Source organism: Streptomyces sp. NPDC051662 (genome assembly GCF_040681655.1).
Lineage (GTDB): Bacteria > Actinomycetota > Actinomycetes > Streptomycetales > Streptomycetaceae > Streptomyces.
Window position 1 is genome coordinate 375765 of record NZ_JBFAZD010000004.1, and the last position, 26606, is coordinate 402370.

Consider the following 26606-nt stretch of genomic DNA (forward strand, 5'->3'; position numbering starts at 1 on the left):
TCATTGGATCCTGCGAACGCGTTTGCTACCAGCTCAGTGGATCCTACGGACTCATTGGACCCGACGGTGGATCCGACAGTGGATCTTCTGACGCGCGTGCTCTTCGGCGAGGACTTCGACCGGGAGCACGCGCCATGGCGTCGGCTCGCCGCCGCTGCGCCCTTCCGCCGCCGGCCCGGTGCCTCGTCCGGGGAACGACTGGCGATGGCGTACGAGCGGCTGCGTACCGTCAATGACACGCTCGCCAGCCCGGCGGAGCTGGCTGCCGACGCGCGTGGGCTCGCCGCCCTGCATGAGTGGCTGGGCCCGGTCGATCCGGCCTTCACGACGGTCGCGGGCATTCACTACAACCTGTTCCTCGGCAGTCTCCTCGACCACGCGGAGAGAGAGAAGGGCGCGGCACGCGGCACGGCGCGGGACGCGGCGGGTTCGGCGGACGTGGCCGACTTCCTCGCGCTGCGCCGGGTGGGCACCTTCCTCTGCACGGAGGTGGCGCACGGGAACGACGCGGTCGCCGTGGAGACGACGGCGGTCTACGACCGGGAGCGGGACGGTTTCGTGCTCCGCACGCCGCATGCCGGGGCGCAGAAGTTCATGCCCAACACCAGCCCCGTGGGCGGCCCCAAGTCCGGCGTGGTGGCGGCACGGTTGCTCGTGGACGGTACCGACCACGGCGTTTTCCTGTTCCTGACGCCGCTGACCGACGCCGTCGGAGCGCTCCCCGGTGTCCGGGTGCGCAGGCTGCCCGCCCGGCTGGGCAGCCCCGTGGACCACTGTCTGACCTCGTTCGACCGGGTCTTCGTGGGGCGCGACGCGCTGCTGGGCGGTGCGCAGGGGCGGATCGGTGACGACGGTGTGTTCAGGAGCGAGCAGAGCAACCGACGACGGCGTTTCCTGACGTCGATCGGCCGGGTCACGGCGGGCAAGCTCTCGATGAGCGCGTGCGCGGTCGGCTCGGCGCGGGTCACGCTGGCGCTCGCCGTGCGGTACGGCGGGCACCGGCGGATCTCCAGTTCCAGAGGAGGGGAGCGGGTACCGGTGTTCGCGCACCGCAGCCATCACGGTCCGCTGGTCGGGGCCCTGGCCACGGTCTTCGCGATGACCTTGCTGCACCGTACGGCGCTGGACGCCTGGGAGTCGCGTACCGAAGCGGACACGGACGAGGCCGAGCGACTGGTGGCCGTCGCCAAGGGCTGGATCAGCTGGCGGGCGCGCGAGGTCATCGTGGAGTCACGGGAACGGTGCGGTGCGCAGGCGCTGCTGGAGAACAACGGCATGACCGAGCTGTTGGCGGGTATCGAGGGCGTCATCACGGCGGAGGGCGACAATCTCGCGATCTACGCGAAGGCGGCGGCCGAGATGCTGTTCTCGGCGGCTCCGGAACCGGAACCCGAACCGGAGCGGGAGCGGGGTTCCGAGCCGGGTGCGGGTGCGGGTCCGAGGCCGGGGGACGGATCGTACGGTCCCGCGCACCGCGAGCTGACCGACCCGCTGTTCCTGGACGGACTCCTCGTCGCCGTCGAGGGCGTATGGCTGGCGCGGGCCCGCCGCCGGATGAGCCAGGTGCCGCACGGTGACTCGCTGGCACGGTGGAACGCGGCGTCCGGTGCCGCGCTGCGCGCCGTGGAGGCGCACGCGTACCGGCGCGCGTCGGAGGCGTACGCGGTGGCGATGGCGGGACTGGAGCCCGGCCCGGCCCCCTCGCCCGGCGCGTCGTCCGTCCGCTCCTCCGCTTCCTCTTCTGCTTCCTCCTCCGTTTCCTCTTCTGTCTCCTCGCCCTCGCCCTCGCCCTCGCCCTCGGCCCGTGACCTGCTGCGTTCGCTGCGCCGGCTCTTCGCGCTCCAGTGGATCGACCGGAACAGCGGCGATCTGCTGGCCGCGGGCCGGCTGGCCCCCCGTCATCTCGACGAACTGCCCGAGGCCGTCGAACAGCTCATCTCGCGGCTGGCCGGCCATGCCCCCGCTCTCGTGGAGTCCTTCGCGCTGCCGGAGGAGATGCTCGCCGACTGGCCCATCTCCGGGGCCGGTTACGTGGACGCCTACGACGACGCGGAGGGCGCGTGGCACGCCGTACCCGCCGCGCCCGCTTGAAACCACCGACCCCTTCAACCGACCCAACCCCTGGAAAGGACAACCCATGAGCGAGATCCACCCGAAGATCTCCGAGGTGCTGACGGAGACGTTCAAGGTGCCCGCCGCGGAGATCATCCCCGAGGCCACCATGGACAGCCTGGAGATGGACTCCCTCGCCGTCGCCGAGTTCGCCGTCATCATCAAGGAGACTCTGGGGATCGACGCCGACTCGGACTCGCTGCTCAAGGGCGCCACGCTGGCGGAGATCACCGCGTTCCTCGACGGGGCGCGCACGGGGCGTACGGCGCGCACCGCGCACGCGGTGCAGGCCGCGCACGCCCTCAGCGGGGTTCACGCGGCGGGCACGATGAGCGGCGTCAGCGAGACGAACGAGGCCGCGGTGGGCGTCGGCCGATGACCGGACCCGCCATCGCCATCACCGGTCTGGGGATGATCACACCGGCCGGGAACGACACCGACTCCACCTGGCACGGCGTGTGCGCGGGAGTCTCCCCAGCGCACCGGGTGCCCGAACTGAGCGGCTGCGCGGTCGACTTCGCCTGTACGGTCGAGGGCATCGATCTCGACACCGCGATCGGCGGGCGTACCGCCTTCCGGATGGGCCGGTACGTGAAGCTCGCACTCCTCGCCGCGCGCGAGGCGGTCGCCGACGCCGGGCTCGACCCGACGCGCTGGGACGGCGCCCGGGTCGCCGTCGTGGTCGGGACCAGCAGCGGCGGGTCGGCCAGTCTGACGGAACAGTCCGTCGCGCTCGACAGACGAGGGCCGGAGGCGACCTCCCCGTCCGGCATCCTGCTCACGATCCCCAACATGCCGGCCGCCGAGATCGCCATCAAGATGCGGGCGACCGGGCCCAGCATGGCGCCGTGCACGGCGTGTTCCTCGGGGGTCACGGCGCTGTCCGTGGCACGGGACCTGCTCTCCACCGGGCAGTGCGACATCGCCGTGGCGGGGGCGACGGAGTCCATCGTCTTCCCGGTCGCCATGACCGGGTTCGTGCGGTCGGGCGCCGCCGCGCTGGCGGAACCCGGCGAGGACCCGGCGCTGCTGTGCCGGCCCTTCGCCTCGGACCGCGCGGGGCTGGTCCTGGGGGAGGGCGCGGCGATCATGGTGCTGGAGCGCGAGCAGGACGCGCGGGCGCGTGGCGCGGAGCCACGCGCGCTGCTGGCGGGCGCCGGCGCCACGACCGACGCGCACCACCCGACGAGCCCGCACCCCTCGGGCGCCGTCGCCCAGCGCGCGGTGGAAGTGGCGCTGCGCGACGCGGGCTGGCAGTCGGGTGATGTCGAGCATGTCAACGCGCACGGCACCTCGACGCCGCTCAATGACGCGACCGAGGCGGCGCTGATCAGCAGGGTCTATCCGCACCGTCCGCCGGTCACGGCGCCCAAGGGCGTGCTGGGGCACTGTATGGGGGCGGCGGGCGCGATCGAGGCGGGCCTGACCGTGCTGACGCTCCAGCACGGCGTCGTACCGCCGATCGCCAACCTGGACACGCCGGCCGTCGAGTTCGACATCGACTGCGTGACCAAGCAGCCGCTGCGCCGGCGGATCGACCGCGCGGTCAGCCACTCGTTCGGCTTCGGCGGGCACAACGCGGTGCTGGCGCTGCAACGCGCCTGAGCCACGCCGCCGCCCGCACTGCCGCACGCACTGCCGCCCGCACCGCCGTGCGGACCGCGTCAGCGCGCACGACGCGCCGGTGCACACAATGCGCCGGCGTACGGAATGCCGTCCTCCAGCCACGCGCCGGGGGGCGGCCTCCCCTCACTCTCTCTCCGGAGGCCCCACCATGAGCAGGCATCCGCCGCTCCGAGGACGTACCGCCGTCATCACCGGCGCCGCGCGCGGCGTCGGCGAACAGCTCGCCCGGTCCCTCTCCGAGCGGGGCGCCCGGCTGGCGCTCGTCGGCCTGGAGAAGTCCGAACTCGCCCGTGTCACCGACTCATTGACGGGCGAGGCGGACCACTGGCACGCGGATGTCACCGACGCGTCGGCCATGCTGCGTACGGCCCGGCTCGTCGAGGAGCGCTTCGGCACGATCGATGTCGTCGTCGCCAACGCGGGGGTCGCGACGGGCGGGCTCTTCCGTCACTCCGAGCCCGACGCGTGGCGCCGTGTCATCGAGGTCAACCTGATCGGCAGCGCCAATACCGCCCGCGCCTTCCTCCCCGCCCTGCTGGACTCCCGCGGCTACTACCTCCAGATCGCCTCGCTCGCGGCCCTCGCCCCCGCACCGATGATGACGGCCTACTGCGCCTCGAAGGCCGGGGTGGAGTCCTTCGCGCACACTCTCCGTATGGAGGTGGCGCACCACGGGGTGGAGATCGGCGTCGGCTATCTCACCTGGACCGATACCGACATGGTCCGGAGCGCCGAGCAGGATGTCACGCTCCGCGAGCTGCGCTCCCGTATGCGCTGGCCGGCCAACCGCACCTACCCGCTGGCCCCGGCCGTGGACCGCCTCACCGCCGGCATCGAACGGCGCGCCCGCCATGTCTACGCCCAGCCCTGGCTCCGCGCGGCCCAGCTCGTACGCGCGGCCCTCCCGCCCGTCGCGGCGCGCCGCGCCCGCCGCGCCCTGCCCGCCCTGGAACCCGCCTCGTCCGGGACCCCCACCACCCTTCTGGGCGCGGGCGGAGCCGCGAACGAGATGGGCGACTCCACCGACCCGCGGTAGTTCGGCCTGGTGAGAGGCCCGGCTCAGGCCCGCGCCGGCGACGCGATGTTCGTGGTGCACGTCTCGTGCGCCCTGCATAGTCTGAGAACCCCCTGAGGCCCCCTGAGGAGCACAGGCTGATCCGGGCTGATCCGGGCTCATCCGGCGGAAGCCGCGTGGCGGAAATATGATGAAGGTGAGGCTTGAGCGAGAGGCCCCTCTGTACTCCGTTGCGAGGAACAACTCACAGCGGTCCACCAACGGACGTACCTCGGAGCGGTGCATGACCCGGCGTCGTCCCAGCCGGTCGGCGAGCGCCGACGACCTGCTGACCACACTCGGCCGGCTCACCGCCCAGGCGCGGCGGCGGGTGGAGCTGCAGCATGCCCGGGTGGAGCTGGCGGAGGCGCTCCAGCGTGCGATGCTGCCGCCTTTCCTGCCCGCCGTACCGGGGCTGCGGACGGCTGCCAGCTACGCGCCGGCGCGGGACGGTCTGGATATCGGCGGCGACTGGTACGACGGTTTCGTGCTGCCCGACGGAGCGCTCGCGTTCTGTGTCGGCGATGTCCAGGGGCACGATGTCGAGGCGGCCGTGATCATGGGGCAGGTGCGGATCGGTCTGCGGGCGGTCGCGGCGGCGGCCGGCGATCCCGGGCAGGTGCTGAGCCGGGCCAACGATCTGATGCTGTCGGTGGACTCCAGCCTCTTCGCGACGTGTACGTTTCTCCGCTTCGACCCGGTCACCCGCGTGCTGGAGAGCGCCCGCGCCGGCCATGTGGCCTCGGTGTGGGCCGCGGCGGACGGCAGCTCCGGTGCCGACGAGGACCCGGGCGGTCTGCCGCTGGGCATCCTGCCGGGGGAGATATACCCGGTGATCCGCCGTCGGCTGACGGACACCGGGGCGTTCGTGCTGGTCACGGACGGTGTGGTGGAAGGTCCCGCGTTCGCGGTCGAGGACGGCCTCGCGCGGGTGGCCCAGCTGACCACCGAGGCGGTGCTGGCCGCCCATGACGCCGGCGTCGGCGCGGACCCCGGCGAGCTGGCCACCGAAGTGCTGAAGGTGGCCGAGCTGACCGGTCACGCGGACGACGCCGCCGTGCTCGTCCTCTGCCATGACTCCGTACCGGACGGACCCATCGGCACGCGCGGCGATCACCGCTGACGCCGGAGCCGCTTCCCGGGCCACTCACCACGCGTACGGTCCGGGGTGACGCGGGCCCTCCGGCAGTGCGTGTCACGGCGTACCTGGGCGACGGGCGTTGTCTGATGGCTGATGTGGTGCGTACCGAGGAAGTCCGACGTCTGTCCATGGCCGCTGTCCGGATCCTCGGCGTCGCCGCCGCCTACGCCGGGGCCGCACAGCTCGGTCTGCTGAAGCAGCTGTTGATCTCGGGCGCGGTCGTGACGCCTCTCTGGCCGTCCTCGGGCATCGCGGTGGCCGCCCTCCTCTTCCTGGGCATCGGGATCTGGCCGGGGATCTCGCTCGGCGCCCTCATCACCATCGCGACGCTCGGTCCCGTCCATCTCTTCGACATCGGCGTCATCGTGGCGAGCACCCTCGGCCCGGTCTGCTCCTTTCTGATGCTCCGGCGCGTGGACTTCCGTACGCGGCTGGACCGGCTGCGCGACGGGGTCGCCCTGGTGTTCCTCGGGGCACTGGCCGGGATGCTGATCAGCGCGACGCTGGGCGTATGGATGCTGTTGCTCGGCGGCAAGCTGCGCCCGGAGGGGTTCTGGCCGGCCTGGACGGCGTGGTGGGTGGGCGACGCCATGGGGGTGCTGGTGGTCACGCCGATGCTGCTCATGCTCCGCTGGGCCCGGCTTCCCCGGGCCAGGGACTTCCGCCGCTGGCCCGAGGCGCTGGCGCTGCTGATCACCGCTGTCCTCGTGACGCCGCTGGCCACCATGAGCAGCCTCTCCGTGCTCTTCCTCGTCTTCCCGGTGCTCATCTGGGCCGCGCTGCGCTTCCAGCTTCCCGCGAGCGCGCCGTACGCGCTGTGCGTGTCCGTACTGGCGATCTCGGAGGCGACCGACCGCGTCGGGGCCTTCGAACACCACACCCTCGTCGAGCGCCTGGTCAGCCTTCAGGCCCTCAACGGGTCCGTCGCGCTGACCTCGCTGCTGCTGGCGGCGATCGTCACGGAGCAGCGGAACGTCCGGCTGAAGATCGAGCAGGCGTGTGTGGAGCTCGCCGAACTGGTGGCGCATCTCAGCCCGGTGGAGCCGCGGAAGCCGTGGGGGCCGGACCGCGGGAAGAAGCCCGGGGGCGGCTGAGCCCCGTCATCTCAGGGCCCCGCGATCGCACGCCGCGCGCCGCCCCTCGCGTCCCATGTCCGAGGAATCCGACGAAGCTCAGAGAGGTGAGGCAGCGCACCATGCCACTGACAGGAGCGATGTTCCTCGGCGCCGAGCGGCGGCCCGGCCGGGGCCCGGTGATCGCCTCGCTCGATCCCCGTACGGACACCCCACTGGAGCCCGGCTATGGCTCCGGCACCCCCGAGGACGTCGCCCGCGCCTGCGAACTGGCCGAGCTGGCCGCCCCCGGCTACCGCGCCACCTCCCCCGAGCGGCGGGCGACCTTCCTGGAGCGGATCGCGGACCGTATCGAATCGCTCGGCGCGGAGCTGATCGCCAGGGCCGTCGCCGAGAGCGGCCTTCCCGGTGACCGGGTCACCGGCGAAAGGGACCGTACGACGGGACAGCTGCGGCTCCTCGCGGCCGAGGTGCGCCACGGCGCCTGGGCGGAGGTACGGATCGACCGCCCGCTGCCGGACCGCGTCCCCGAGCCACGGCCCGATCTGCGGGAGCGTCATATTGGTATCGGGCCGGTGGCGGTGTTCGGCGCGAGGGACTTCCCGCTCGGCTTCTCGGTGGCGGGCGCCGACAGCACGGCCGCGCTCGCCGCCGGCTGCCCCGTCGTCCTCAAGGCGCACAGCGCCCATCTGGGCACCTCGGAACTGGTCGGCTCGGCCGTGGCCGCCGCCGTACGCGAGAGCGAGCTGCCGGAAGGCGTGTTCTCGCTGCTCTTCGGCTCCGGCGCGGAACTGGGCCTGGCCCTGGTCGCCGACCCCCGCATCCGGGCGGTCGGCTTCACCGGGTCGCGGGCGGGCGGCGAGGCACTGATGCGTACGGCCGCCACCCGCCCCGAACCGGTCCCGGTGTACGCCGAGATGAGCAGCGTCAACCCGGTCTTCCTGCTGCCCGGCGCCCTCCGCGACCGGTCAGCCGCGCTGGTCGAGGGGTTCATCGGCGCGCTGACGGCGGGGGCCGGGCAGTTCCGTACCCGGCCGGGGCTGCTGGCCGCCGTCAACGGGCCCGAGCTGGCGGAGTTCCTGGCGGCGGCCGGCCGTGCGGTGTCCGCCCGGATCGCGCAGACGATGCAGACCCGCGCCCTCCACGACACATACGAGCGCGCGGCGGCCACGCTGGCGGCGGTCGAGGACGTACGGGAGATCGCCGCCGGACAGCCGGGCGAGGGCGCCAACACCTGCGCGCCCCGGCTGCTCACGGCCCCGGCCGAGACGTTCCTGAGCCGGCCGGAACTCCAGGACCGGCCGTTCGGCGCCGCCGCGGTCGTGCTGACCTGCCGTGACACGTCCCAACTCATCGAGGTGGCACATGCGTTACGGGGGCAGCTGACCGCCACGGTCCACCACGGCCCGGAAGACCATGACACCGCCGCCGCCCTGCTGCCGCTGCTGGAGACCAGGGCGGGCCGCGTCCTCTACGACGGCTGGCCCACGGCGGTCGAGGTCAGCCACGCCATGGTGCACGGCGGCCCGTACCCCGCCACCTCGGATGTCCGCACGACCTCGGTCGGCACCCTGTCCGTCCGGCGCTTCCTGCGCCCGGTCTGCTACCAGGACGTCCCGGCCGACTTCCTCCCCGCCGATGTCTCGGACGGCAACCCCCGCGACCTGCCGCGCCGGCTGGACGGCGCCCGGGAACACCGCTGACCCGCCCCCGGACCGCGGCACCGAGGACCGCGGTCCTCGGTCGCGCGGTCCTCAGTGGTAGACGGGGAACGGCGTGGTCGCGGGGCTGATGAGGGCCGCGTACGGGTCCTCGTGCCGGCGATGGCGGCCGGACTGCCCGCTGTCGGAGGGCGGGGTACGGGGCGTGAGCAGCCCGTCGTTGGCCAGGGTCTGTACGCGGAGCAGCAGCGCCCGCAGATCCAGGCCCAGCTCGGCGGCGACCGTCTGGAGGTCGAGGCCGGACTTCCAGCTCCACAGCAGGACGGAGTCCATGCTGGCCGACCAGATCACCGACTCCTCCATCGAGGGGGTGTGGAAGTCGGTGGGCGCGGCGGCTGTCTGCGCGTCCTGCGGCGTCGTGTCCGGCTGCGGAGGAGGCATCTCGCCCCGGGGCTGGGGCAGCTGGACCTCCGACATCAGGAAGGTGTCGGTGGCGGGATCGGACATCGGCGGCTGTCCCTGTCCCTGCGCCTGTGGTTGCGTCTGTGGCGGGGGTGGGGGCGGTGGCGTCTGCGGTGGCCCCTGCGGGATCAGCGGTGGTGGCGGTGGCTGCGTTCCGCGGATCAGGAGTTCCTCGGCGACGGACCGGGCGTCCTCCCTGCCCACCGTGCGCCGGGCGACCCGGACTTCCCGTTCGTTCAGGCCCATCAGATCGGCGACCGCGCCGTCGTTCCCGACCGTCACGGAGAAGGCCGCGAGCGTCCTGCTCCGCTCGGCCTGCGCCTCGTCCAGCACTGACTGCGCCTGGCGCACACGCTCATCGCTGGCGCAGAACGCTTCGGCCAGGACAGTGTTCCGCTCCCAGAGTTCACGTGGATCCACGTGCGTAACAACGTCCATGGCGCGCACAGGAATGGACTATGTGTTCAATTGCACCCAAAGAGCCTAAAGATACAATAAGGGCCAGTTGGATCAGATCTTTCATGGAGATGTCATTGGATGACAATCTCCGGGCGATGGACCCGGGCTGGGTGGACTCAGACCGGCAGCCTGGCGGCGCGCATCCGCAGATACCGCGCCTCCGGCGTGCTGAGCGTACGCCCGGCGGCCAACCGGTACGCGGCTCGCGCGCCTTCGAGGTCCCCCGCCTTCTCCAGCAAATGCGCGCGTACGGCGTCGAGTCGGTGATGGCCTGCCAACCGGTCCTCCAGTACGGCGACCTCGGCCAGTCCGGCCTCGGGGCCGCGCACCATCGCGACGGCCACGGCCCTGCCGAGTTCGGCCATGGGCTCGGGCGCGCGGCGCACCAGGATGTCGTACAGGGCCAGGATCTGCGGCCAGTCGGTGTCCTCCGCGTGGGCCGCCTCGTCATGGAGCGCGGCGATGGCCGCCTGCAACTGGTACGCGCCGGCCGGTCCCTGGGACAGCGCCTCCGTCACCAGCGCGGTGCCCTCGGCGACCGCCTTCGGGTCCCAGAGGGAACGGTCCTGCTCGTCCAGCGGGATCAGTTCGCCGTCCGGCCCCGTGCGCGCCGCGCTACGGGCGTCGGTGAGCAGCATCAGCGCCAGCAGCCCGGTCACCGCGCCCTCCCGGGGCAGCAGCCGGCGTACGGCCCGGGTCAGCCGAATCGCCTCGCGGGCGAGATCGGCGCGGTGCAGATTATTGCCGGAGGTCGCCGTATAGCCCTCGTTGAAGATCAGATAGAGCACCTGGAGCACGGGCGCGAGCCGCTGGTCGCGGCCCTCGGGCCCCGGCTGCCGGAAGGGCACCCCTCTGATCCGCCGCTTGGCCCTGCTGATCCGCTGCGCCATCGTCGCCTCGGGCACCAGATGGGCCCGGGCGATCTCGGCCGTGGTCAGACCGCCGACGGCACGCAGCGTGAGCGCGATCTGCGCGGCGGGGGCCAGTTCGGGGTGGCAGCAGAGGAAGAGCAGGGTGAGGGTGTCGTCCTGGGACGGCGCGCGGCTCTCACCGGGCGGCGGCGCCGTGAACGCGTCGCGCGGTGTGAGCGCCGCGGCGGTCTCCTCGCGCACCTGCCGCGCCTCATCGGCACGCAGCTGGTCCATGAGCCGCCGGGAGGCGACCCTGATCAGCCAGCCGCGCGGGTTGTCGGGCACCCCTGTCTCCGGCCACTGCCGCGCCGCGGCGAGCAGCGCCTCCTGGACGGAGTCCTCAGCCGCGCCGAAGTGTCCGTATCTGCGTACCAGCGCGCCGAGGACCTGCGGCGTGTGCAGCCGCAGCAGGTCCTCGATCTCCGTTCCGGGCCTCATGCCGTACGTCTCACACATCGCCCCCGCCGGCGTCCGGGATGGGCCGGATGACCACGGGGTAGACGGGGCTGCCCTCGGGCGCCGGGGCCCGGAGGACGCGTTCGGCGATCTCCGTCACCCGCTCCAGGCTCTCGCAGTCCAGTACCCAGTAGCCCGCGAGCAGTTCCTTGGTCTCGCCGTACGGGCCGTCCGTGATCACGGGCCGGCCGTCCTCGCCGAGCCCGACGAGGCGCGTGGCGGCGGGCGCGGCCAGACCGTTCCCGTCCACCATCTCACCGCTCTCGGCGAGGTCGTTGTTGAGCTCTTCCATGAAGGAGGACATCGCCCGCAGCTCCTTCTCGCTCCAGGCCGGGCTGTGGGCGGACGCCTTGCCGCCCAGCGCGTCGTAGTCGGCCTGCGAGCCCTGCACCATCACCAGGTACTTCATGATGTCGTCTCCTCGGTTCCTCGGTACGCCGTCACCCCTCGTGGGCGACTCTCGGAGGGGACGTCGGAGCGGCCCATACGTTCTCGACAGCCGGCCGGACGGATTCGCGAAGATTTTCGCAGAACCGCTCTCGGACCGGAATCACTCGCGGAGAGGAATGCCCAGGGAGGGGAGGAGACCAGGGATCCTGATCAGCGGGCCGTCTCCCGCAGGGGTACGGCGCGCGACGCCTGCGCGGGGGTCCGTTCGGAGGCGGTTTCCAGTGGCCGGCGGGCCCAGCGGCCCGCGAGGACCGCGCACACCATCAACTGCACCTGGTGGAAGAGCATGAGGGGCAGGATCACCGGTCCGGCCGAGGCGCCGAACAGCACCGCCGCCATGGGAAGTCCCGTCGCCAGGCTCTTGTTGGAGCCGCAGAAGACGATGGTGATCCGGTCCTCCCGGCTGAACCCCAGGCGCCGCGCGGTGAACGAGGTCGTCGCGAGGGCCATCGCCAGCAGGAGCGCGGCCAGCGCGACCAGACCGGCCAGCCGCGCCGGGGTGATCCGCTGCCAGATGCCTTCCGCCATGCCCTGGCTGAAGGCCGTATAGACGACGAGAAGGATGGAGAACCGGTCCAGCAGGCCGATCCGCTTCTTGTGGCGGCCGATGAGCCCGCCGATCCAGCGGCGCGCCACCTGCCCGGCGACAAAGGGAAGCAGGAGCTGGGTGGTGATGGCCACCGCCCCGTGGGCCGAGAAGCTGACGGTGGAGCCGATCAGCCAGGCCGCGAGCAGCGGGGTGGCGATCATGCCGAACAGGCTGGAGTACGTACCGGCGCAGATGGCGGCCGGGACATTGCCCCGGGCGGCGGAGGTCAGCGCGATCGACGACTGAACGGTCGAGGGGACGACGCAGAGGAAGAGGAGGCCGGTGTAGAGCCGGTCGGTGAGGAGGAACGGTACGAGTCCGCCCGCGACCAGCCCGAGCAGCGGGAAGAGCGCGAACGTACTGGCTCCGATGACGAGGTGGAGTTTCCACTGCCGCAGTCCGTCGACCGCCTCGCGGGTGGAGAGCCGTGCGCCGTAGAGGAAGAAGAGCAGCGCGATGGCGAGGTCGGCGGCACCGCCGACGGCCACGGCCGCCCGGCCGCTCGCGGGCAGCAGCGTCGCGAGCACGACCGTGCCGAGAAGGGCGACGACATAGAGGTCGATCGCCCTTCCCAGCCGGCCCGGCCAGGACATCAGCCAGGACTTGGAGGTCACATCATTCACCGTTCTCGCCTTGGTACGGCGGATGCCCGATCTGTCCGATCTGCTCGATCACACCACCCGAGCCGGAGCCGGAGGAGCCCGAACCCGAGCCGGAGGAGTCGGAGGAGCCGGAGGAGCGAGAGGAGCCCGAGCCGGAGCCCGAACCCGAGGCCGAACCCGAGCCCGAGTCGGATCCGGAGACGTCCCCGGTCTGTACGTCGATGGCGCCACCACCCCCGTCGTGGTCGCTGCCCGCCGTGCCCTTGCTTCTGAACAGCATGTTGAGCGTCCGGTCGATCTCCAGCCATGAGTCGGCATGGGAGTTGTCGATCACCAGCAGGCCGACGTTACGTCCGGCGACGGGCCCCGACCGCTCCGGCTCGTCGTCGTCGGCCTGTGCGGCACCGGCGCCGCACAGGACGCTCGTCGTCGCCGCGACGATCACACTCGTCGTGGAGACTCCCCTCAGAAGGGGCGTTTTCTTCGGAAGACGGTGCCGGCCGGTGCCGGACCGAAGGAAATGAGAAGACAAGAGGGAATTCCCGTGGTCACACCGAGACCGAAACTCGACTGTCGTGATGTCTGCTGATGTTCTTTTCCAGCAATTCCGTTGATCCCTTGACCCCGATCGCCCCTGTCTCCCTGGTGTCCGGCAGCCGTCCGTCCGCCATTTTCAGATCGACCAGCGCGCCGTCGATCGCGCCGTGCGCGGCGAAAAGACACGGCGTGCTGTAGATGGCGAGATTGACGCCCAGGTCGGAGAGTTCGGAGAGGGAGAGCCTCGGCGACTTTCCGCCCGCGATCTGGTTGAACAGCAGCGGCTTGTCGCCGACGACGGACCGGATCTTACGAATCCACTCCACGCTCCGCACGCCGTCGACGAGGACGACATCCGCGTCCGTCTCCGCCAGCGCGGCGGCGCGCCGTACGATCTCCGACTCCTCCGTGGCGTCCGTACGCGCCACCACCAGCATCTCCTCCCTGCTGCGCAGGACCAGATCCAGCTTGGCCAGGTACTCCTCCAGCGGCAGGATCAGCTTCCCGTCCGCGTGTCCGCACCGTCGAGGTCGCTTCTGGTCCTCCAGAATCACCCCCGACGCCCCGGCGCGCTCCAGTCGCTGGACGACATGGCACGCGACCTCGGGGTCGACATACCCGTCGTCGATGTCGACGAGCATGTGATGGCGAGGAAACGCCAGACGGAGCCGTTCCGCGAAGGCCACCATGTCGGGCCAGGCGATGAAACCGATGTCCGGCAGCCCGTAATGGGAAGCGGCGAAGCCGAAGCCGGAGACAAAGAATCCGTTGTAGTGCTGGGCCGCGATCGAGGCCGAGTACATGTCGTAGATGCCGATGAGAGGTGTCGTGCGAGGAGATTCGACCGCTTCTCGCAAGGCGTTGCCGTAGCGCATGGTTCTCCCTCATTCCAGAACCCGCCCGCTCACGAGTTCAGGCGATGTGCTGTCGGGCACACATTTACAGAAGACCAAGACTTCGTAAAACGACACACCGTGTCGTCGCCCGATCTGGCAAAAAATACGGAGCGATCAATATGTGTGACATTTCAATGAAGTGACGATTCCCCGACGCTGCGGACCGCCGCCCGGTGCGGTACAACTGCCGTACGGGAAAGCCGACTTGCGCTGAACGGCGGGCGTGGGGGCGTAGGGGACCGGAACAGGGGATGATGGGGATGGCGGGGGAGCCCGTACTGGCGGATCTCCACTTCGGACGGGAGGACGCCGAGCGGGACGTCACCGACGGGCTGTTGCTGCGCGGCGGCTTCCTGTCGACGAACGCGACGCGCGCGGCGGTGTCCGGCCGGAAGATGCTGATCATCGGGCGCAAGGGGTCGGGCAAGAGCGCGATCTGTATGCGTCTGATGGCGGACGGCGTGCATACGGGCGGGAAGGTGCTGATCACGCCCGACGACGCCGCGGGGGACGAGATCCGCCGCTTCGAGCTCCAGGGGCTGCCCGGAGACTCGGCCAAGTCACTGATCTGGCGGTATGTGTTCGCCGTCAACGCCGCGCGCCATCTGGTGACCCATGCGGCGGACGCGCACGGCCGGAAGGCCGGCCCGGTGAAGGCGCTGCGCCGCTTCCTCAAGCAGAACGACGAGCTGCCCGCCGACCGTCCGGGTGACCGCTTCGGCGACCGACTGGCCCAAGGCGCACGGGGGTTGCAGACGGCGCTGTCGCTGGAGGCGTTCGGGTTCAAGGCCGGGGTGGAGCTGGCGCACGCGCCCTCGGAGGGCGCGCGGGCGGCCCGGCAGCTGGATGTGGTGGAGAAGGGGGTGGCGGACGCCTTCGCCGAGCTGGACTGCGCCGCCGCGCACGAGCCGTTACTGCTCCTGGTCGACCAGCTGGAGCAGGTCTGGTCGGTGGAGCCGGAGAGCAACTCGATGGTGATCGGGCTGCTGCTGGCGGCGAAACACGCGGCGGGGCTGTACGGACGGGCGGTGCGGTGTCTGCTGTTCCTGCGCGCGGACATCTACGACTCGCTGTCGTTCGGCGAGGGGGACAAGTTCCACGGCGACGAGCTGCGGATCGTCTGGACGGACCACTCCCTGCGGGAGCTCGCCCTGGCCCGCGCGCGGGCCTCGACCGGGGCCGCCGGTCTGTCGCAGGAGTCGCTGTGGCGGGAGATCTTCCCGGAGAGCGTGCGTGGGGAGGACACCGCGGCGTTCATCTTCAGCCGCTGTCTGCCCCGGCCGCGCGACGCCATCCAGTTCCTCAACCTCTGCCAGGAGACGGCCTGGCTGACCCATGGCCGTGACCGGATCACGGACTCCGATGTCCTCCAGGCGGGCCGGCAGTTCTCCGCGTGGAAGCTGAAGGACCTGGCGCAGGAGTACTTGATCGCCCACCCGTTCCTCGAACGGCTCTTCCCGCTCTTCCAGAACACGGGATACGTGGTGTCGCGCGCCGCGCTCGGCAGCCGCTTCGAGGAGGCCGCGGAGACGCTGCACCGGCTGTTCCCCGCGTACGCCGAGGCGCTGACGCCGTCCGGCGCGATCGACATCCTGTACAGCGTGGGCTTCCTCGGGGTGCGCCGCGGCAATGACGTGGTGTTCGCGGGCGGCGGGGAGCTGCCCGCCCAGCCGCACGAAGGGGAGTTCCATGTCCATCCGTGCTTCCGCGAGGCGTTGGGCGCCACCAGCGCGATCGACCTCCGCCGCTTCGAGCCGGTGGCGGCGGGTGCCCGTATCGCGTCCGGCAATATCAACGTCGGCGGGGCGGGCAATACGGGGGTGAGCCGCGAGTACCGGCTGCTGGCGGAGCTGACGCGGTCCTGTCACTCCATTCTCTCCCAGGTCGGGCGGGCGGTCGGGCTGGCCCAGGACGCGCGGGACGAGATCACCCAGCAGATCGACCGCGTACTGAACGACGTCAGCGCCGTCAGGCCCCGCTCCGGCGGGTACGGCGACACGGCGGGCCATCTCCTCACCGCCGCGCACTACTTCACCAGCCTCGCCGCCCAGCTGCGGGCCAGCGGACTGGACGACACCACGGGCGCGGGAAGCGTCGCGCAGCGGATCGAGGACGAGGCGCGCCGGCTGCGCCGGCTGGCCGGTGGGTCCTTCGGGAGTTCGGGCGACTCGGGGGGCCGCTGACACCCCCTAGGCACTGTTGTCCGGCCCTCCGGGTGAGACGAGACCCGTCTCGTAGGCGAGGACGACGGCCTGGGCGCGGTCGCGCAGGGCGAGCTTGGCGAAGATCCGGGCGACATGGGTCTTCACGGTGGCTTCGCTGAGGGTGAGTTCCCGGGCGAGTTCGGCGTTCGAGAGGCCGCCGCCCATGAGGGTCAGGACCTCCAGCTCGCGCGGTGTCAGCGCCGTGAGATCGCGGTGGACGGCGGGGAGTCCGGGCGGAGGTCCGGGACGGTGGTCGCTGAACGCGAAGCGTTCGACCAGGCGCCGGGTGATCGAGGGGGAGAGCAGCGCGTCGCCGGTGTTGATGAGACGTACGGCGGCGGCGAGGTGCTGCGGGGTGACGTCCTTCAGCAGGAAGCCGCTCGCGCCGAGGGCCAGGGCGGCGTAGACGTAACGGTCGAGGTCGAAGGTGGTCAGCATGAGCACCCGGCAGTCCGGGTTCTCCTCAAGGACGCGCCGGGCGGCCTCCAGACCGTCCATGTTCGGCATACGGATGTCCATCAGGACCACGTCCGGGCGCAGCCGGCGGGCCGCCGCGACGGCCTCGGCTCCGTCGGCGGCCTCGCCGGCCACCTCGATGCCACGCGTGGTGAGGATCAGCCGGAAGCCGGTACGGACCAGGGCCTGGTCGTCGGCGATCAGAACGCGCGGGGCCGGCTCGGGCCGGGCGTCGGGTGCGGTGTCGGGCGGGGCGCTCATGGCCGGTCCAACGGTATCCGCGCACGGACGCGGTAGCCGCCGCCGAGACGTCGCCTGGCGTCCAGATCGCCACCGTACACAGCGACCCGTTCCCGGAGCCCGAGCAGGCCGCGCCCTGCTCCGCCCCTGCCGTCCACGGCCGGTTCCCCCGGCGCGGGCCGGTGGCCGGACAGCACGCTCGGCCCGCTGTTCAGCACCTCCACCCGCAGACAGCGGTCGGCGTACCGCACCGTCACCTCCGCCTGCTCGCCACCGCCGTGCTTGAGCGCGTTGGTCAGGGCCTCCTGGACGATCCGGTACGCGGTGAGATCGATCCCGGCCGGGAGCGGTCGGGGCTCCCCGGAGATGCGCACCTCGACCGGCAGCCCGGCGAACGCGATCCGGTCGATCAGCGGGCTGAGCCGGCTCAGGCTCGGCTGCGGTGACAGGGCCGCCGAGCCGGCGGAGCCGTCTCCCCCCTCCCCGTCCTCGCCGCTCTGCGACGGTGCCAGCAGCCCCAGCAGATGACGCAGTTCGGTCATCGCGTCACGGCCCGCGCCCTCGACGGCCAGCAGCGCCGCCGCGGCCTCGTCCGGCAGCGTCGCCAGCACCTCGCGGGCGGCTCCCGCCTGGACGACCATGACGCTCACGTTGTGGCTGACGATGTCGTGCAACTCCTGGGCAATCCTGGCCCGTTCGGTGTCGACGGCGGTACGGGCCGCGCTCTCGCGTTCACGTTCGAGGAGCCAGCGCCGGTCCTCCAGGGCCTTGCGGTGCAGACGTCGTGCCCGTACGAGCGCCACGGCCAGCCGGCCGGCGACCGCACAGGCCGCCACGAGGGCGGCGATCAGCGCACCCGTCCCGGATATCCCCACGGATCCCACCTTCGCAGACGGCCCCCCGGGCGCGCATCAATCCCGAGGTCCAGCGCCGTACATCCGTGGGATGACGCGGCCGGGAGGTTACCTCCGGGGAGGGACGTCCGGCCCGTACCGCTCCTCCAAGCTTCTTGCCATGGCTATCCAAACCGAAGAAGAGACCGGACGGATCATATGAGCGCCGTGTGGCGGGCCTCGCGCGCGGCGGTACGGCGCCGCAGGCTCCAGACGATCGTCATCGGTCTTGTCGTCTTCTCCTCCACGTTCTCCTCCACGGTGGCGACCGTGGTGGCCCTCGGGCTGCTCGAAGCCGCCTCGGCGCCCTTCGACCGTGCCTTCGCACAGCAGCGGGGTGCCCATGTGGTCGCCTCGTTCGACCGGGACGGGGTCTCGGACGCGCGGCTGGCGGCGACGGCGCGGCGACCGGGGGTGGAGGCCGTGGCCGGTCCGTTCGAGCAGGCCGTCATCACCGTTCCCGAGGCCGGGGCGAGGGGGGAGTCCGGGGCCGGTTCCGCAGGCGGGTCCGCTGCCGGTGGGGAATCCAGGTCCCCGGCGGCTCCGCGCGTGATCACCGGACCCCTCACGGTCGTCGGACGCGCCGACCCTGCCGGTCCGGTGGACCGGGTGCGTCTCCTGGCCGGCCGCTGGGTCACCCGCCCCGGGGAGATCGTCCTGCGCGCACAGGGCGCCGACCGGGAGCTGGGCACGGTGATCAGCGTCCCCGGAGGCCCGCGACTCACCGTCGTGGGCTGGGCCGGCAGTCTGAGCCGGTCCGCCCAGGGCTGGGTCTCCCCCGACCAGATCGGGGCCCTGCGCCCGACCGCGAAGCAGATGCTCTACCGGTTCACCGGTTCGGCCTCCGCCACGGACGGCCGGATCGAGAAGGCGATGGCCTCGGCCACGGCGGACCTGCCGTCGGCGTCGCCGCTCGCCTCGCAGTCGTACCTCAGCATCAAGCGGGACGTCGGCCGCGCGGCCTCGGCCTATGTGCCCTTCCTGCTGGCCTTCGGGATCCTCGGCCTGGTGGTGGCGGTCCTGATCGTCGCCAATGTGGTGAGCGGCGCGGTCGTCGCCGGGCTCCGGCACATAGGGGTGCTCAAGGCTCTGGGCTTCACACCGAACCAGGTCGTCTCCGTCTATCTGGTGATGGTGCTCGTCCCGGCGGCCGTCGGCTGTGTCACCGGCACCGTCCTCGGCGGCATCGCGGCTCAACCCCTCCTGAAAAGCGTCTTCATGGGGATCGGGACCGACGATCTCGCCGTGGGCATCAGCCCGTGGGTGTACGGCGCGACGCTGCTCGGGATGCCCGTCCTGGTCATGCTCGCCGCGCTGGCCCCCGCGCTGCGCGCGCACCGGCTGCCGGCGGCCAGGGCGATCAGCGCGGGCAGCGCGCCCCGCGCCGGCCGAGGGCAGCGCGTGCAGCGCGGACTCGCGGGCGTCCGGCTGCCGCGCTCGGTCAGCCTGGGTCTTGGCCTGCCCTTCGCGCGGCCGGGCCGTACCGTCCTGACCCTGGCGGCCGTCGTCCTCGGCGTGACCACGGTGACGCTGGCGACCGGACTGTCCAACACGATGACCGCGTACGGCGAGGCCGCGCAGCGGGTCGGCCACGTACACACCGTGGTCCATGTGGGCAAGCCCCGGTTCGGCGAGCCCGCGCCGAAGCAGGGCGACGCCGAGACCGAGGCGCTGCTGCGCTCGCTGCCCGGCGCGGTCCGGGTGACCGCCGACGCGTGGATCGACGTCAACCTCGCCGGGTACACGGAGACCATCAGCTGCCAGTTCTACCGGGGCGATTCCGACACCCTGGGCGAGACGATCGCCAAGGGCCGCTGGCTGGAGGGCCCGGGTGAGGTGGTGGCACCGCCCGCGTTCCTGAACAAGCGCGGCCTGGAGATCGGTGACCGGGTCACCTTCACGCTGGACGGCAGGAAGGCGTCCGCCACGATCGTCGGCGAGTCCATGGCGGGCATGCCCGACGCGCTCCAGTCCAACTGGGAGACGCTGACCGCGTTCGCACCGGACCGCGAGGCCAATCAGTACGAGGTCCAGCTCGCCCCGGGCACCGCCGTCGGCACCTACAACGCGGCGGTCAGGGCGGCGGACCCCGGGCTCAACCCCGTGGCCCTCTCGGAGACGAACCGCGACGCCGTCATCATCATCGGCTCGGCCTCGGCGCTGACCGTGCTGCTCGCGACGGTCGCCGCGCTGGGTGTCTTCAACACCGCCCTCCTCAACACCCGTGAACGGCACAGGGATCTGGGCACGCTCAAGTCCCTCGGCATGACACCGCGTCAGGTGAGCGTGATGGTGGTGACCTCGATGGCGGCGCTCGGCGCGGTCGGCGGCGTGCTGGGCATCCCGGCGGGCATCGGCGCGTACGAACTGATCATGCCCGCCATGACCGACGCGGCGGACATCAGCCTCCCCGCCTCCATGACGGACGTCTGGTACGCCCCCGTACTGGCCCTGCTCGCCCTGACGGGCGTTGTGATCGCCGCGCTCGGCGCCCTGGTCCCGGCCCGTTCGGCGGCGCGGCTGACGATCGCGAAGGTGCTGCACAACGAGTGAGGCCGGTCGGACCGCCGGGTCACCGACCAGGCTGTAGGGCGTGTCAGACCGCCGGGTCGCCGACCAGGCTGTAGGGCGTGTCAGACCGCCGGGTCACCGACCAGATGGTCACCCGGGATGCCGGCCTTGGCCGGGTCGTAGTAGTCCCTGATGCCATCGGCCCAGGTCGCCCGCGCGATCCGGTCCGCGTCCGTGGGCCCGAACGCGTCGAAGAGGGTGTGGATGTTCGGGAGCCGGAAGCCGATGGCCGTCATCAGCGCGATGAATGTCGGCCGCGCGACCAGTCCGTCGCCCTCCAGATCTCCCAGGGCGGAGAGGGATTCGGCGAATTCGTCGACCGCTTCATCGAAGCGCTCCGGAGAGAGGACGCAGGCCACGTACTCGTCGAGACTGATCTTGCCGTCGCGGTCGGCGTCCAGCTCGCCGACCACGGCCGTCCAGTACGTCCGGAACGCGGCGACCATCGCGCTCTTCGCCGCGTCGTTGGCGCTGGGTACCGCCTGGACGACGTGAGTCGCCATGAGCTCGAAATCGTCGGCTTCGAGATATCCGTTGCCGTTGACGTCGAAGAGTGTGAAGACGAGCTTGACCCGGTTGAGTGCTTCCGTACGCATAATGTCTCGCCCTCCGTCAGGCCCTGACCGGCGTGCATGCATGCGTGTACGCACATATGCGTTTCCACTGTGCGAGGCAGGAGGGCCGTGCGTCCGTGAGGTGCTGGGGTATTCATCAGAATGAGTGAACGCGGCGTATCAGAGGGCGAGTTGAGCGTCCCTCGACACTTCGAGCGCCGCTCGCGCGAAGACCTGGACCGCGCAGCTGTCGTCCCCGGCCCGCCACACCAGGCCGTACCCGATGGGGTCGGCGTCCTCGAACGGCAGATACGTGACGCCCGGCCACGTGTAATACGTGGCGGTGTGCGCGGCCGACAGCAGGGCCCCCTTGCCACCGGCGACGAGCATGAGAGCTTCCTGCATATGGGTGACGGCCGGGCCGCGGCGGATCGGTCTGCCGCTGGGCGTGTGCGCGGGCACCCGCTGTTCCAGCCGGTAGCCGGGGAGTTCACCGGCGATCGTCAGCAACGGCACGTCGGCGAGGTCTTCGAGCGACACCTTCCCTCCGGCGGCCAGCGGATGGCCTGAACAGACCGCCAGCGCGCGCCCCTCCGTGAGGAGGGTGGGGCCCCCGCCGAGATCGTCCTCACGTACGGGGAACTCCGTGAGCTGGACATCGAACTCGCCGCAGCGCAGCTGCCCGAACGGGTCCGCGAGCGGCACCTCACAGATCTCCACGTCCAGCTCGGGATGGCCGGCGCGCAGCGCCTCCGCGGCCTTCATCACGATCTCGCCGGCCAGCGGGGCGGAGAATCCCACATGCAGCACGCCGCTGATGCCCCGCGCGGTGGCGGCGGCCCTCGCGACGGCGGCGCCGACCGCGCGATGGTGCGGTTCGAGGTCGGCACGGAGCTGCCGGCCGAGGGCGGTGAGGGCGACGCGGCGGCTCGTACGGACGAACAGCGGGGCGCCTACGCGGCGTTCCAGGCGCTGGACGAGCTGGCTCACCCGGGCCCGGGACAGCCGCAGACGGTCCGCCGTGCGGCCGAAGTGCAGCTCCTCGGCGAGGATGAGAAAGCACTCCAGTTCAACGCGCTCCATGGTGCCCCCGGTTCAACGCGCTCCATAGCTGCCCCCGGATCGGTAAGCCTGGCTTGACGAACGTTGCGATCTTCGCCGTTGTTCCCCCACCGCCACTGATCGATGGTGATCGAGCCAAGACTTCCCTACACCATCGAGGAACTCAGATGAGTACGCGTGACTGGGGCGTGCTGTTCGTCCTGTGCGGTGCGATCTTCCTGGAAGGCATCGACGTGGCCATGCTCAATGTGGCCCTTCCCTCCATCCGCTCCGAACTCGGTCTCGCCACCGGCGAGTTGCAGTGGGTCATGAGTGCGTACGTCCTCGGATACGGCGGCTTCATGCTGCTCGGGGGACGGGCCGCCGATCTCTTCGGCCGCCGCAGGATGTTCGTTCTCTGGCTCACCGTCTTCCTGCTCTTCTCGGGCCTCGGCGGGTTCGCCACCGACGGCTGGACGCTGATCGTCGCCCGGTTCGTCACCGGCGTCGCCGCCGCCTTCATGACCCCGGCCGGACTGTCCATCATCACCACGAGCTTCGAGGAGGGCCCGCGCCGCGACAAGGCCCTGCTCGTCTACTCCGGCACGGCGGCCGGCGGCTTCTCGATCGGTCTGGTCGTCGGCGGGCTGCTCACCGCGGTCGACTGGCGGTGGGTGTTCTTCGCCCCGGTCGTCCTGTCCTTCCTCGTCCTGACCGCCGCGCTCACACTCCTGCCCAGGTCGCCGCGGCCGGACCGGACCGGGGAGAGCGTGGACCTGGCCGGCTCGGTCACCATCACCGCGGCCATCGTGCTGCTCGTCCTCGGCGTCGAACGCGCCTCCCACACGGACATCGGCTGGACGCTCGGCACGTTCGCGGCAGGCCTGGTCCTGCTCGCCGTCTTCGTCGCCGTCGAACGACGCTCGGCCTCTCCGCTCGTACGTCTGGGCATCTTCCGCGTCGGACCACTGGTGCGCGCCAACCTCTCCGCGCTGCTGTTCGCGGCCGGCTTCTTCGGATTCCAGTTCCTGGTGGTGCTGTATCTCCAGGAACTGCGCGGCTGGTCGACGCTCCAGACGAGCTTCGCGATGATCGTCATCGGTATCGACGCCATCCTCTCGCCCACCCTCACGCCGAAGCTGGTGGCCCGCTTCGGCAACGCCAGGGTGATCTTCGGCGGTCTGCTGCTGGCCGCGCTCGCCTACGCGCTGTTCCTGCCGGTCGGCGCCGACTGGACGTATCCGATGATGTTCCCGAGCCTGATCATCCTCGGGCTGGCCTTCGCGCTGGCGTACGGCCCCCTCACCATCGCCGCCACGGACGGTATCGAGGAGCGCGAACAGGGGCTGGCCGGCGGCCTGCTGTACACCTCGTTCCAGTTCGGTGCCGCGCTCGGGCTCTCGGCGGTCACCGCCGTGAATGTCGCGGCCACCGACGCGGACTCGCCGGGGGCCCTGCTGGACGGGTACCACGCCGCACTGGTCGTCCCGCTCGCGGCGGCCCTGCTCGCCGCCCTCGTCAGCGCTTTCGGGCTGCGGTCGCCGAAGGGCACGGCGGTCGCGTACGGGGAGACACCGGCCCGTCCCGACACCCCCGCCACCCGCTGATTCGCCACCGGCGCAAGGAGACTTTCATGGCCGACCGAGCCAGCGCGTTCGCCGAGATCCAGGACACCTTCTTCAGCTACGTCCGCTCCATCACCTACGCCACGATGATCACCGTCGACCGCGAGAACCGCCCCAGGGCCCGCGTGCTGCTCCCCGTCTGGGAAGTCGTCGACGGCCACCCGGTCGGCTGGCTCGCGGTCTACAAGACCCCGGTCAAGACGGCACATCTGGCGGGCAATCCGCATACCACGTACACGTACTGGAGCCCCCGGCAGAACGCCGCCTTCGTCGACAGCGTCTCGACGTGGGCCGAGGACGAGGGGTCCAGACGCCACGCCTGGGAGCTGTATGCCGAGGGCGGTCCGCCGGGGGTGGGATACGACCCGGTCCGGTACTGGCGCGGCGGACCCGAGGATCCCGAGTACCACGTGATCCGTATCGATCCCTGGCGGATCCAGCTGGTACGGGGCGCCGATCTGCGGAGCACGCTGTGGTACCGGGACGAAGGGGCGGGCCGCGGCGGTTCCGACGGGTCCGTAGCGGCGGGGTCCGTCTCCGGCGGGTCCGTCTCCGGCGGGTCCGTATCGGACGGGTCCGTCTCCGGGGGCTCCGGGGCGCCGTGAGGGTGTGTGTCGGTCACGCCGCTGTCGGGTTCGCCCGACGGGGTAGTTCCAGGGTGGCGACGGCCCCGCCGGGCGTACCCGGCGGACCGGGGTGATCGGCGTTCGTCAGGGTGAGACTGGCGCCGATGACCTGGGCCTGGCCGAGGGCGATGGTGAGGCCGAGGCCGTGCCCGTGGCCGCGTTCGGTGGCTCCGGTGCGGAAGCGCTGGGGGCCGTGGGCGAGGAGCTCCGGGGGAAAACCGGGGCCGTGGTCCCGTACGACGACGGTCGTGCCGTCGATCGTGACCTCGACCGGCGCCGCGCCGTGCCGGTGGGCGTTGAGGATCAGGTTGGTGACGATGCGGTCGAGGCGGCGGGGGTCGGTCTCGGCGACCGGGCGGCCCCTCACCGCGATGTCCGCCGCCAGGCCCGCGCGCCGCACGGACTCGGCCACCAGGTCGCCGAGCGGCACCGACCGGACGTCGGCCTCCTCGGCCCCCGCGTCCAGGCGGGAGATCTCCAGCAGGTCGTCCACGAGGGCGCGCAGCACCTGGACGCGATCCCGTACCAGGTCGGTGGCCTCGCTCGGGGGGAGGAGGGAGGCGGAGGTGACGAGGCCGGTGAGCGGGGTGCGCAGTTCGTGGGCGACGTCGGCGGTGAAGCGCTGTTCGCCGCGCAGCCGGTCCCGCAGGGCGTCCGCCATGAGATCGACGGCGGAGGAGATCTCGCTGATCTCGTCGTGGCCGCGGCTTCGGGTCCTGGCGTCGAGGTCGCCGCGTTTGATGCGGCGGGTGGTCACGGCGACGCGGCGCAGGCGGCGGAGCAGCAGTTCGGCGGCGAGGACGGTGAGGGGGACGACGACGGCGAGCGTGGCGACGGCCGCGTAGCCGATGTGCCGGTCCAGGGCCTGGAGACTGCGCAGCTCGCTGCCCATGTCCACGTTGACGGCCAGGACGGTTCCGTCGACGCGGTACGCCGCCCACATCCGCGGTCCCTGGAACGGCTTGCGGATGTCGTACCAGGTCACGGGCGACCCGGACGTGGAGGCGGGCCCGGATTCCGGCCCGGATTCCGGCGTGGGTTCGGAGTCGAGCCGGCGCCGCAGTTCTGCCGGTACCTCGTCGCCGACCATGTACGCCGACGGGTACGGCTGGGCGGGCGGCGCGCCCCGGAACTCCGCCGCGGCCTCATCCAGCGCGGTCAACGCGTAGCCGCGACCGATGCTCATGGAGCGGGCCTCGGTGGTCCGGTGGACCAGGACCCCGATGCCCAGCGCCATCGCACAGGCCGCTGCGGCGACCCCGGCGGCGATCTTCCAGCGCAGGGATCGCGGGTTGGTGAGGCGCCGCAGCGCGTGGCCGAAACCGTCCTCGGAGGAGGCGCGGCCGACGTTGGTGCCGACGTTGGTGCTGGTGCTGGTGCTGGTGCTGGTGCTGGGCGTGGGCGTGGGCGTGGGGGCGGGCTCGGGCCCGGGAGTGGGCGCGGGGCCGGTCGTCTGGCCCATCTCAGCGCCGGAACTTGTAGCCGAAACCGCGGACGGTCTCGATGTGATCGGCGCCGATCTTCTTGCGCAGCCGCTGCACCGCCAGATCGACCACCCGGATGTCGCCGTCCCAGCCGTACTCCCACACCTTGCGCAGCAACGTCTGCCGTTGCAGAGCGATGCCCGGCGCGGCCACGAACTCCAGAAGCAGCCGCAGCTCGGTCGGGGTGAGCGCGAGCGGCCGGCCGTCGACGCGGACGACCAGGCCCCGGGTGTCGACGCTGAGATCACGGAAGGTGAGCAGGCCGTCGGCGTCGGCCGGCCGACTGTCGGCCGCCGGGCGAGCGGTGAAGGTGGCCCGGCGCAGCAGCGTGCGGATCCGGGCCACCAGGACATTGGTGTCGACAGGCTTGACGACGTAGTCGTCGGCGCCCGCCTCCAGCCCTGCCACCACATCCAGCGCGTCGCCGCGTGCGGACATCATCAGAATGGGCGCCTGGCTCGTCTCGCGGATCCTGCGGGCCAGTCCGATGCCGTCGAGGTGCGGCAGCATGATGTCGAGCAGCAGCAGGTCATGCCCGCCCTCCCGGAACATCTCCAGGCCCGTCAGGCCGTCGGGCGCCGCCGAGACCTGATAGCCGTAGCGGTCAAGCGCCATCCCGACGGACTTACGGATCGCTTCGTCGTCCTCGACCAGCAGGACGCGCACGGCGGCGGAGGGGCCGCCGTCGCGCTGTCCTGTCACGTCGTTGTCGCGCTCTTGCATGACGTCACCTGACGGTCGAATCAACGGTCGAATGAAGGGGAGAAGTCTCGGCTGTGGAGGGAGGTCCCGAGGGTACAGATCCGGTCATGATCGCGTGCGCGGCGGACGCGGCGGACGCGGCGGAGGTGGCGGAGGCGGCGGAGGCGTGGAGGCGGCGGCG

At 71.5% G+C, this 26606-nt stretch carries 22 protein-coding genes and 1 pseudogene; 11 read left to right on the forward strand and 12 right to left on the reverse strand.

What is annotated here, in order from left to right; all coding sequences use genetic code 11:
• The first annotated feature begins 78 nt into the window (after nucleotides 1-78).
• The 7 genes and pseudogenes from AB0M67_RS09410 (at nucleotide 79) to AB0M67_RS09440 (ending at nucleotide 8709) form a co-directional block, all read left to right on the forward strand.
• Nucleotides 79-2091 (forward strand): acyl-CoA dehydrogenase, encoded by a 2013-nt coding sequence (locus AB0M67_RS09410; protein ID WP_365744285.1) that lies wholly within the window; start codon nucleotides 79-81, stop codon nucleotides 2089-2091.
• A gap of 46 nt (nucleotides 2092-2137) precedes the next feature.
• Nucleotides 2138-2356: pseudogene (locus AB0M67_RS09415) on the forward strand (acyl carrier protein); the annotation flags it as partial.
• Nucleotides 2357-2487: 131 nt separating this feature from the next.
• Nucleotides 2488-3717 (forward strand): beta-ketoacyl-[acyl-carrier-protein] synthase family protein, encoded by a 1230-nt coding sequence (locus AB0M67_RS09420; protein WP_365744287.1) that lies wholly within the window; start codon nucleotides 2488-2490, stop codon nucleotides 3715-3717.
• A 169-nt stretch (nucleotides 3718-3886) separates the two neighbouring features.
• Nucleotides 3887-4774: an SDR family oxidoreductase gene (locus AB0M67_RS09425; protein ID WP_365744289.1), complete on the forward strand. Its 888-nt coding sequence runs from the start codon at nucleotides 3887-3889 to the stop codon at nucleotides 4772-4774.
• Nucleotides 4775-5036: 262 nt separating this feature from the next.
• Nucleotides 5037-5915: a PP2C family protein-serine/threonine phosphatase gene (locus tag AB0M67_RS09430; RefSeq protein WP_365744291.1), complete on the forward strand. Its 879-nt coding sequence runs from the start codon at nucleotides 5037-5039 to the stop codon at nucleotides 5913-5915.
• A 104-nt stretch (nucleotides 5916-6019) separates the two neighbouring features.
• Complete coding sequence (locus AB0M67_RS09435) at nucleotides 6020-7027, forward strand: MASE1 domain-containing protein (RefSeq protein WP_365744293.1); 1008 nt, start codon at nucleotides 6020-6022, stop codon at nucleotides 7025-7027.
• 101 nt (nucleotides 7028-7128) lie between these two features.
• A complete protein-coding gene (locus tag AB0M67_RS09440) occupies nucleotides 7129-8709 on the forward strand; it encodes an aldehyde dehydrogenase (NADP(+)) (protein ID WP_365744295.1) in 1581 nt (526 codons plus the stop codon).
• Between the two features lie 51 nt (nucleotides 8710-8760).
• On the opposite strand, the gene AB0M67_RS09445 is transcribed toward AB0M67_RS09440, so the two are convergent.
• The 6 genes from AB0M67_RS09445 to AB0M67_RS09470 form a co-directional block, all read right to left on the reverse strand.
• Nucleotides 8761-9567, reverse strand: a complete 807-nt coding sequence (locus tag AB0M67_RS09445) for a hypothetical protein (protein WP_365744297.1) — start codon at nucleotides 9565-9567, stop codon at nucleotides 8761-8763.
• Between the two features lie 137 nt (nucleotides 9568-9704).
• Entirely contained in the window at nucleotides 9705-10937 is a 1233-nt protein-coding gene (locus tag AB0M67_RS09450) for a sigma-70 family RNA polymerase sigma factor (RefSeq protein ID WP_365744299.1), read from the reverse strand.
• A 10-nt stretch (nucleotides 10938-10947) separates the two neighbouring features.
• The gene (locus AB0M67_RS09455; protein WP_365744301.1) at nucleotides 10948-11364 is read right to left on the reverse strand and encodes a YciI family protein; all 417 of its coding nucleotides are present in this window, start codon (nucleotides 11362-11364) and stop codon (nucleotides 10948-10950) included.
• 191 nt (nucleotides 11365-11555) lie between these two features.
• Nucleotides 11556-12587 carry a bile acid:sodium symporter family protein gene (locus tag AB0M67_RS09460; RefSeq protein ID WP_365744493.1) on the reverse strand — a complete coding sequence of 344 codons (1032 nt, stop codon included), beginning with the start codon at nucleotides 12585-12587 and terminating at the stop codon, nucleotides 11556-11558.
• A gap of 22 nt (nucleotides 12588-12609) precedes the next feature.
• Nucleotides 12610-13041 (reverse strand): hypothetical protein, encoded by a 432-nt coding sequence (locus AB0M67_RS09465; protein ID WP_365744303.1) that lies wholly within the window; start codon nucleotides 13039-13041, stop codon nucleotides 12610-12612.
• 103 nt (nucleotides 13042-13144) lie between these two features.
• A complete protein-coding gene (locus AB0M67_RS09470; RefSeq protein ID WP_129767413.1) occupies nucleotides 13145-14008 on the reverse strand; it encodes an isocitrate lyase/PEP mutase family protein in 864 nt (287 codons plus the stop codon).
• 281 nt (nucleotides 14009-14289) lie between these two features.
• Here AB0M67_RS09470 and AB0M67_RS09475 point away from each other — a divergent pair, with 281 nt between their 5' ends.
• A complete protein-coding gene (locus AB0M67_RS09475) occupies nucleotides 14290-16212 on the forward strand; it encodes a hypothetical protein (RefSeq protein WP_365744305.1) in 1923 nt (640 codons plus the stop codon).
• A 6-nt stretch (nucleotides 16213-16218) separates the two neighbouring features.
• Here the strand turns inward: AB0M67_RS09475 and AB0M67_RS09480 are convergent, their stop codons facing one another.
• Nucleotides 16219-16950 carry a response regulator transcription factor gene (locus AB0M67_RS09480; RefSeq protein WP_365744307.1) on the reverse strand — a complete coding sequence of 244 codons (732 nt, stop codon included), beginning with the start codon at nucleotides 16948-16950 and terminating at the stop codon, nucleotides 16219-16221.
• Entirely contained in the window at nucleotides 16947-17804 is an 858-nt protein-coding gene (locus AB0M67_RS09485) for a histidine kinase (protein ID WP_365744309.1), read from the reverse strand. Before AB0M67_RS09485 ends, AB0M67_RS09480 begins: the two co-directional genes overlap by 4 nt.
• A gap of 177 nt (nucleotides 17805-17981) precedes the next feature.
• On the opposite strand from AB0M67_RS09485, the gene AB0M67_RS09490 reads away from it, so the two are divergent.
• Nucleotides 17982-20375: an ABC transporter permease gene (locus AB0M67_RS09490; RefSeq protein ID WP_365744311.1), complete on the forward strand. Its 2394-nt coding sequence runs from the start codon at nucleotides 17982-17984 to the stop codon at nucleotides 20373-20375.
• An 80-nt stretch (nucleotides 20376-20455) separates the two neighbouring features.
• Here the strand turns inward: AB0M67_RS09490 and AB0M67_RS09495 are convergent, their stop codons facing one another.
• Together AB0M67_RS09495 and AB0M67_RS09500 are read right to left on the reverse strand one after the other, a co-directional pair.
• Nucleotides 20456-20989, reverse strand: a complete 534-nt coding sequence (locus AB0M67_RS09495; protein ID WP_365744312.1) for an EF-hand domain-containing protein — start codon at nucleotides 20987-20989, stop codon at nucleotides 20456-20458.
• A gap of 138 nt (nucleotides 20990-21127) precedes the next feature.
• Entirely contained in the window at nucleotides 21128-22030 is a 903-nt protein-coding gene (locus AB0M67_RS09500) for a LysR family transcriptional regulator (protein ID WP_365744314.1), read from the reverse strand.
• A 146-nt stretch (nucleotides 22031-22176) separates the two neighbouring features.
• On the opposite strand from AB0M67_RS09500, the gene AB0M67_RS09505 reads away from it, so the two are divergent.
• Both AB0M67_RS09505 and AB0M67_RS09510 read left to right on the forward strand, forming a co-directional pair.
• Nucleotides 22177-23595, forward strand: a complete 1419-nt coding sequence (locus tag AB0M67_RS09505; RefSeq protein ID WP_365744316.1) for an MFS transporter — start codon at nucleotides 22177-22179, stop codon at nucleotides 23593-23595.
• 26 nt (nucleotides 23596-23621) lie between these two features.
• Nucleotides 23622-24218 (forward strand): pyridoxamine 5'-phosphate oxidase family protein, encoded by a 597-nt coding sequence (locus tag AB0M67_RS09510; RefSeq protein ID WP_365744318.1) that lies wholly within the window; start codon nucleotides 23622-23624, stop codon nucleotides 24216-24218.
• A gap of 13 nt (nucleotides 24219-24231) precedes the next feature.
• On the opposite strand, the gene AB0M67_RS09515 is transcribed toward AB0M67_RS09510, so the two are convergent.
• A complete protein-coding gene (locus AB0M67_RS09515; RefSeq protein WP_365744320.1) occupies nucleotides 24232-25701 on the reverse strand; it encodes a HAMP domain-containing sensor histidine kinase in 1470 nt (489 codons plus the stop codon).
• Nucleotide 25702: 1 nt separating this feature from the next.
• Complete coding sequence (gene cseB / locus AB0M67_RS09520) at nucleotides 25703-26446, reverse strand: two-component system response regulator CseB (protein ID WP_365744322.1); 744 nt, start codon at nucleotides 26444-26446, stop codon at nucleotides 25703-25705.
• Between the last annotated feature and the right edge of the window lie 160 nt (nucleotides 26447-26606).

Excerpts from the sequence above, each read along its gene's own strand:
- AB0M67_RS09450 (WP_365744299.1), bottom strand. The coding sequence starts at position 10,937 with ATGAGGCCCGGAACGGAGATCGAGGACCTGCTGCGGCTGCACACGCCG.
- AB0M67_RS09420 (WP_365744287.1), top strand. The coding sequence starts at position 2,488 with ATGACCGGACCCGCCATCGCCATCACCGGTCTGGGGATGATCACACCG.
- AB0M67_RS09495 (WP_365744312.1), bottom strand. The coding sequence starts at position 20,989 with ATGCGTACGGAAGCACTCAACCGGGTCAAGCTCGTCTTCACACTCTTC.
- AB0M67_RS09460 (WP_365744493.1), bottom strand. The coding sequence starts at position 12,587 with ATGTCCTGGCCGGGCCGGCTGGGAAGGGCGATCGACCTCTATGTCGTC.
- AB0M67_RS09455 (WP_365744301.1), bottom strand. The coding sequence starts at position 11,364 with ATGAAGTACCTGGTGATGGTGCAGGGCTCGCAGGCCGACTACGACGCG.
- AB0M67_RS09425 (WP_365744289.1), top strand. The coding sequence starts at position 3,887 with ATGAGCAGGCATCCGCCGCTCCGAGGACGTACCGCCGTCATCACCGGC.
- AB0M67_RS09435 (WP_365744293.1), top strand. The coding sequence starts at position 6,020 with ATGGCTGATGTGGTGCGTACCGAGGAAGTCCGACGTCTGTCCATGGCC.
- AB0M67_RS09430 (WP_365744291.1), top strand. The coding sequence starts at position 5,037 with ATGACCCGGCGTCGTCCCAGCCGGTCGGCGAGCGCCGACGACCTGCTG.
- AB0M67_RS09480 (WP_365744307.1), bottom strand. The coding sequence starts at position 16,950 with ATGAGCGCCCCGCCCGACACCGCACCCGACGCCCGGCCCGAGCCGGCC.
- AB0M67_RS09440 (WP_365744295.1), top strand. The coding sequence starts at position 7,129 with ATGCCACTGACAGGAGCGATGTTCCTCGGCGCCGAGCGGCGGCCCGGC.
- AB0M67_RS09510 (WP_365744318.1), top strand. The coding sequence starts at position 23,622 with ATGGCCGACCGAGCCAGCGCGTTCGCCGAGATCCAGGACACCTTCTTC.
- AB0M67_RS09505 (WP_365744316.1), top strand. The coding sequence starts at position 22,177 with ATGAGTACGCGTGACTGGGGCGTGCTGTTCGTCCTGTGCGGTGCGATC.
- cseB (WP_365744322.1), bottom strand. The coding sequence starts at position 26,446 with ATGCAAGAGCGCGACAACGACGTGACAGGACAGCGCGACGGCGGCCCC.
- AB0M67_RS09515 (WP_365744320.1), bottom strand. The coding sequence starts at position 25,701 with ATGGGCCAGACGACCGGCCCCGCGCCCACTCCCGGGCCCGAGCCCGCC.
- AB0M67_RS09470 (WP_129767413.1), bottom strand. The coding sequence starts at position 14,008 with ATGCGCTACGGCAACGCCTTGCGAGAAGCGGTCGAATCTCCTCGCACG.
- AB0M67_RS09445 (WP_365744297.1), bottom strand. The coding sequence starts at position 9,567 with ATGGACGTTGTTACGCACGTGGATCCACGTGAACTCTGGGAGCGGAAC.
- AB0M67_RS09490 (WP_365744311.1), top strand. The coding sequence starts at position 17,982 with ATGAGCGCCGTGTGGCGGGCCTCGCGCGCGGCGGTACGGCGCCGCAGG.
- AB0M67_RS09500 (WP_365744314.1), bottom strand. The coding sequence starts at position 22,030 with ATGGAGCGCGTTGAACTGGAGTGCTTTCTCATCCTCGCCGAGGAGCTG.
- AB0M67_RS09475 (WP_365744305.1), top strand. The coding sequence starts at position 14,290 with ATGGCGGGGGAGCCCGTACTGGCGGATCTCCACTTCGGACGGGAGGAC.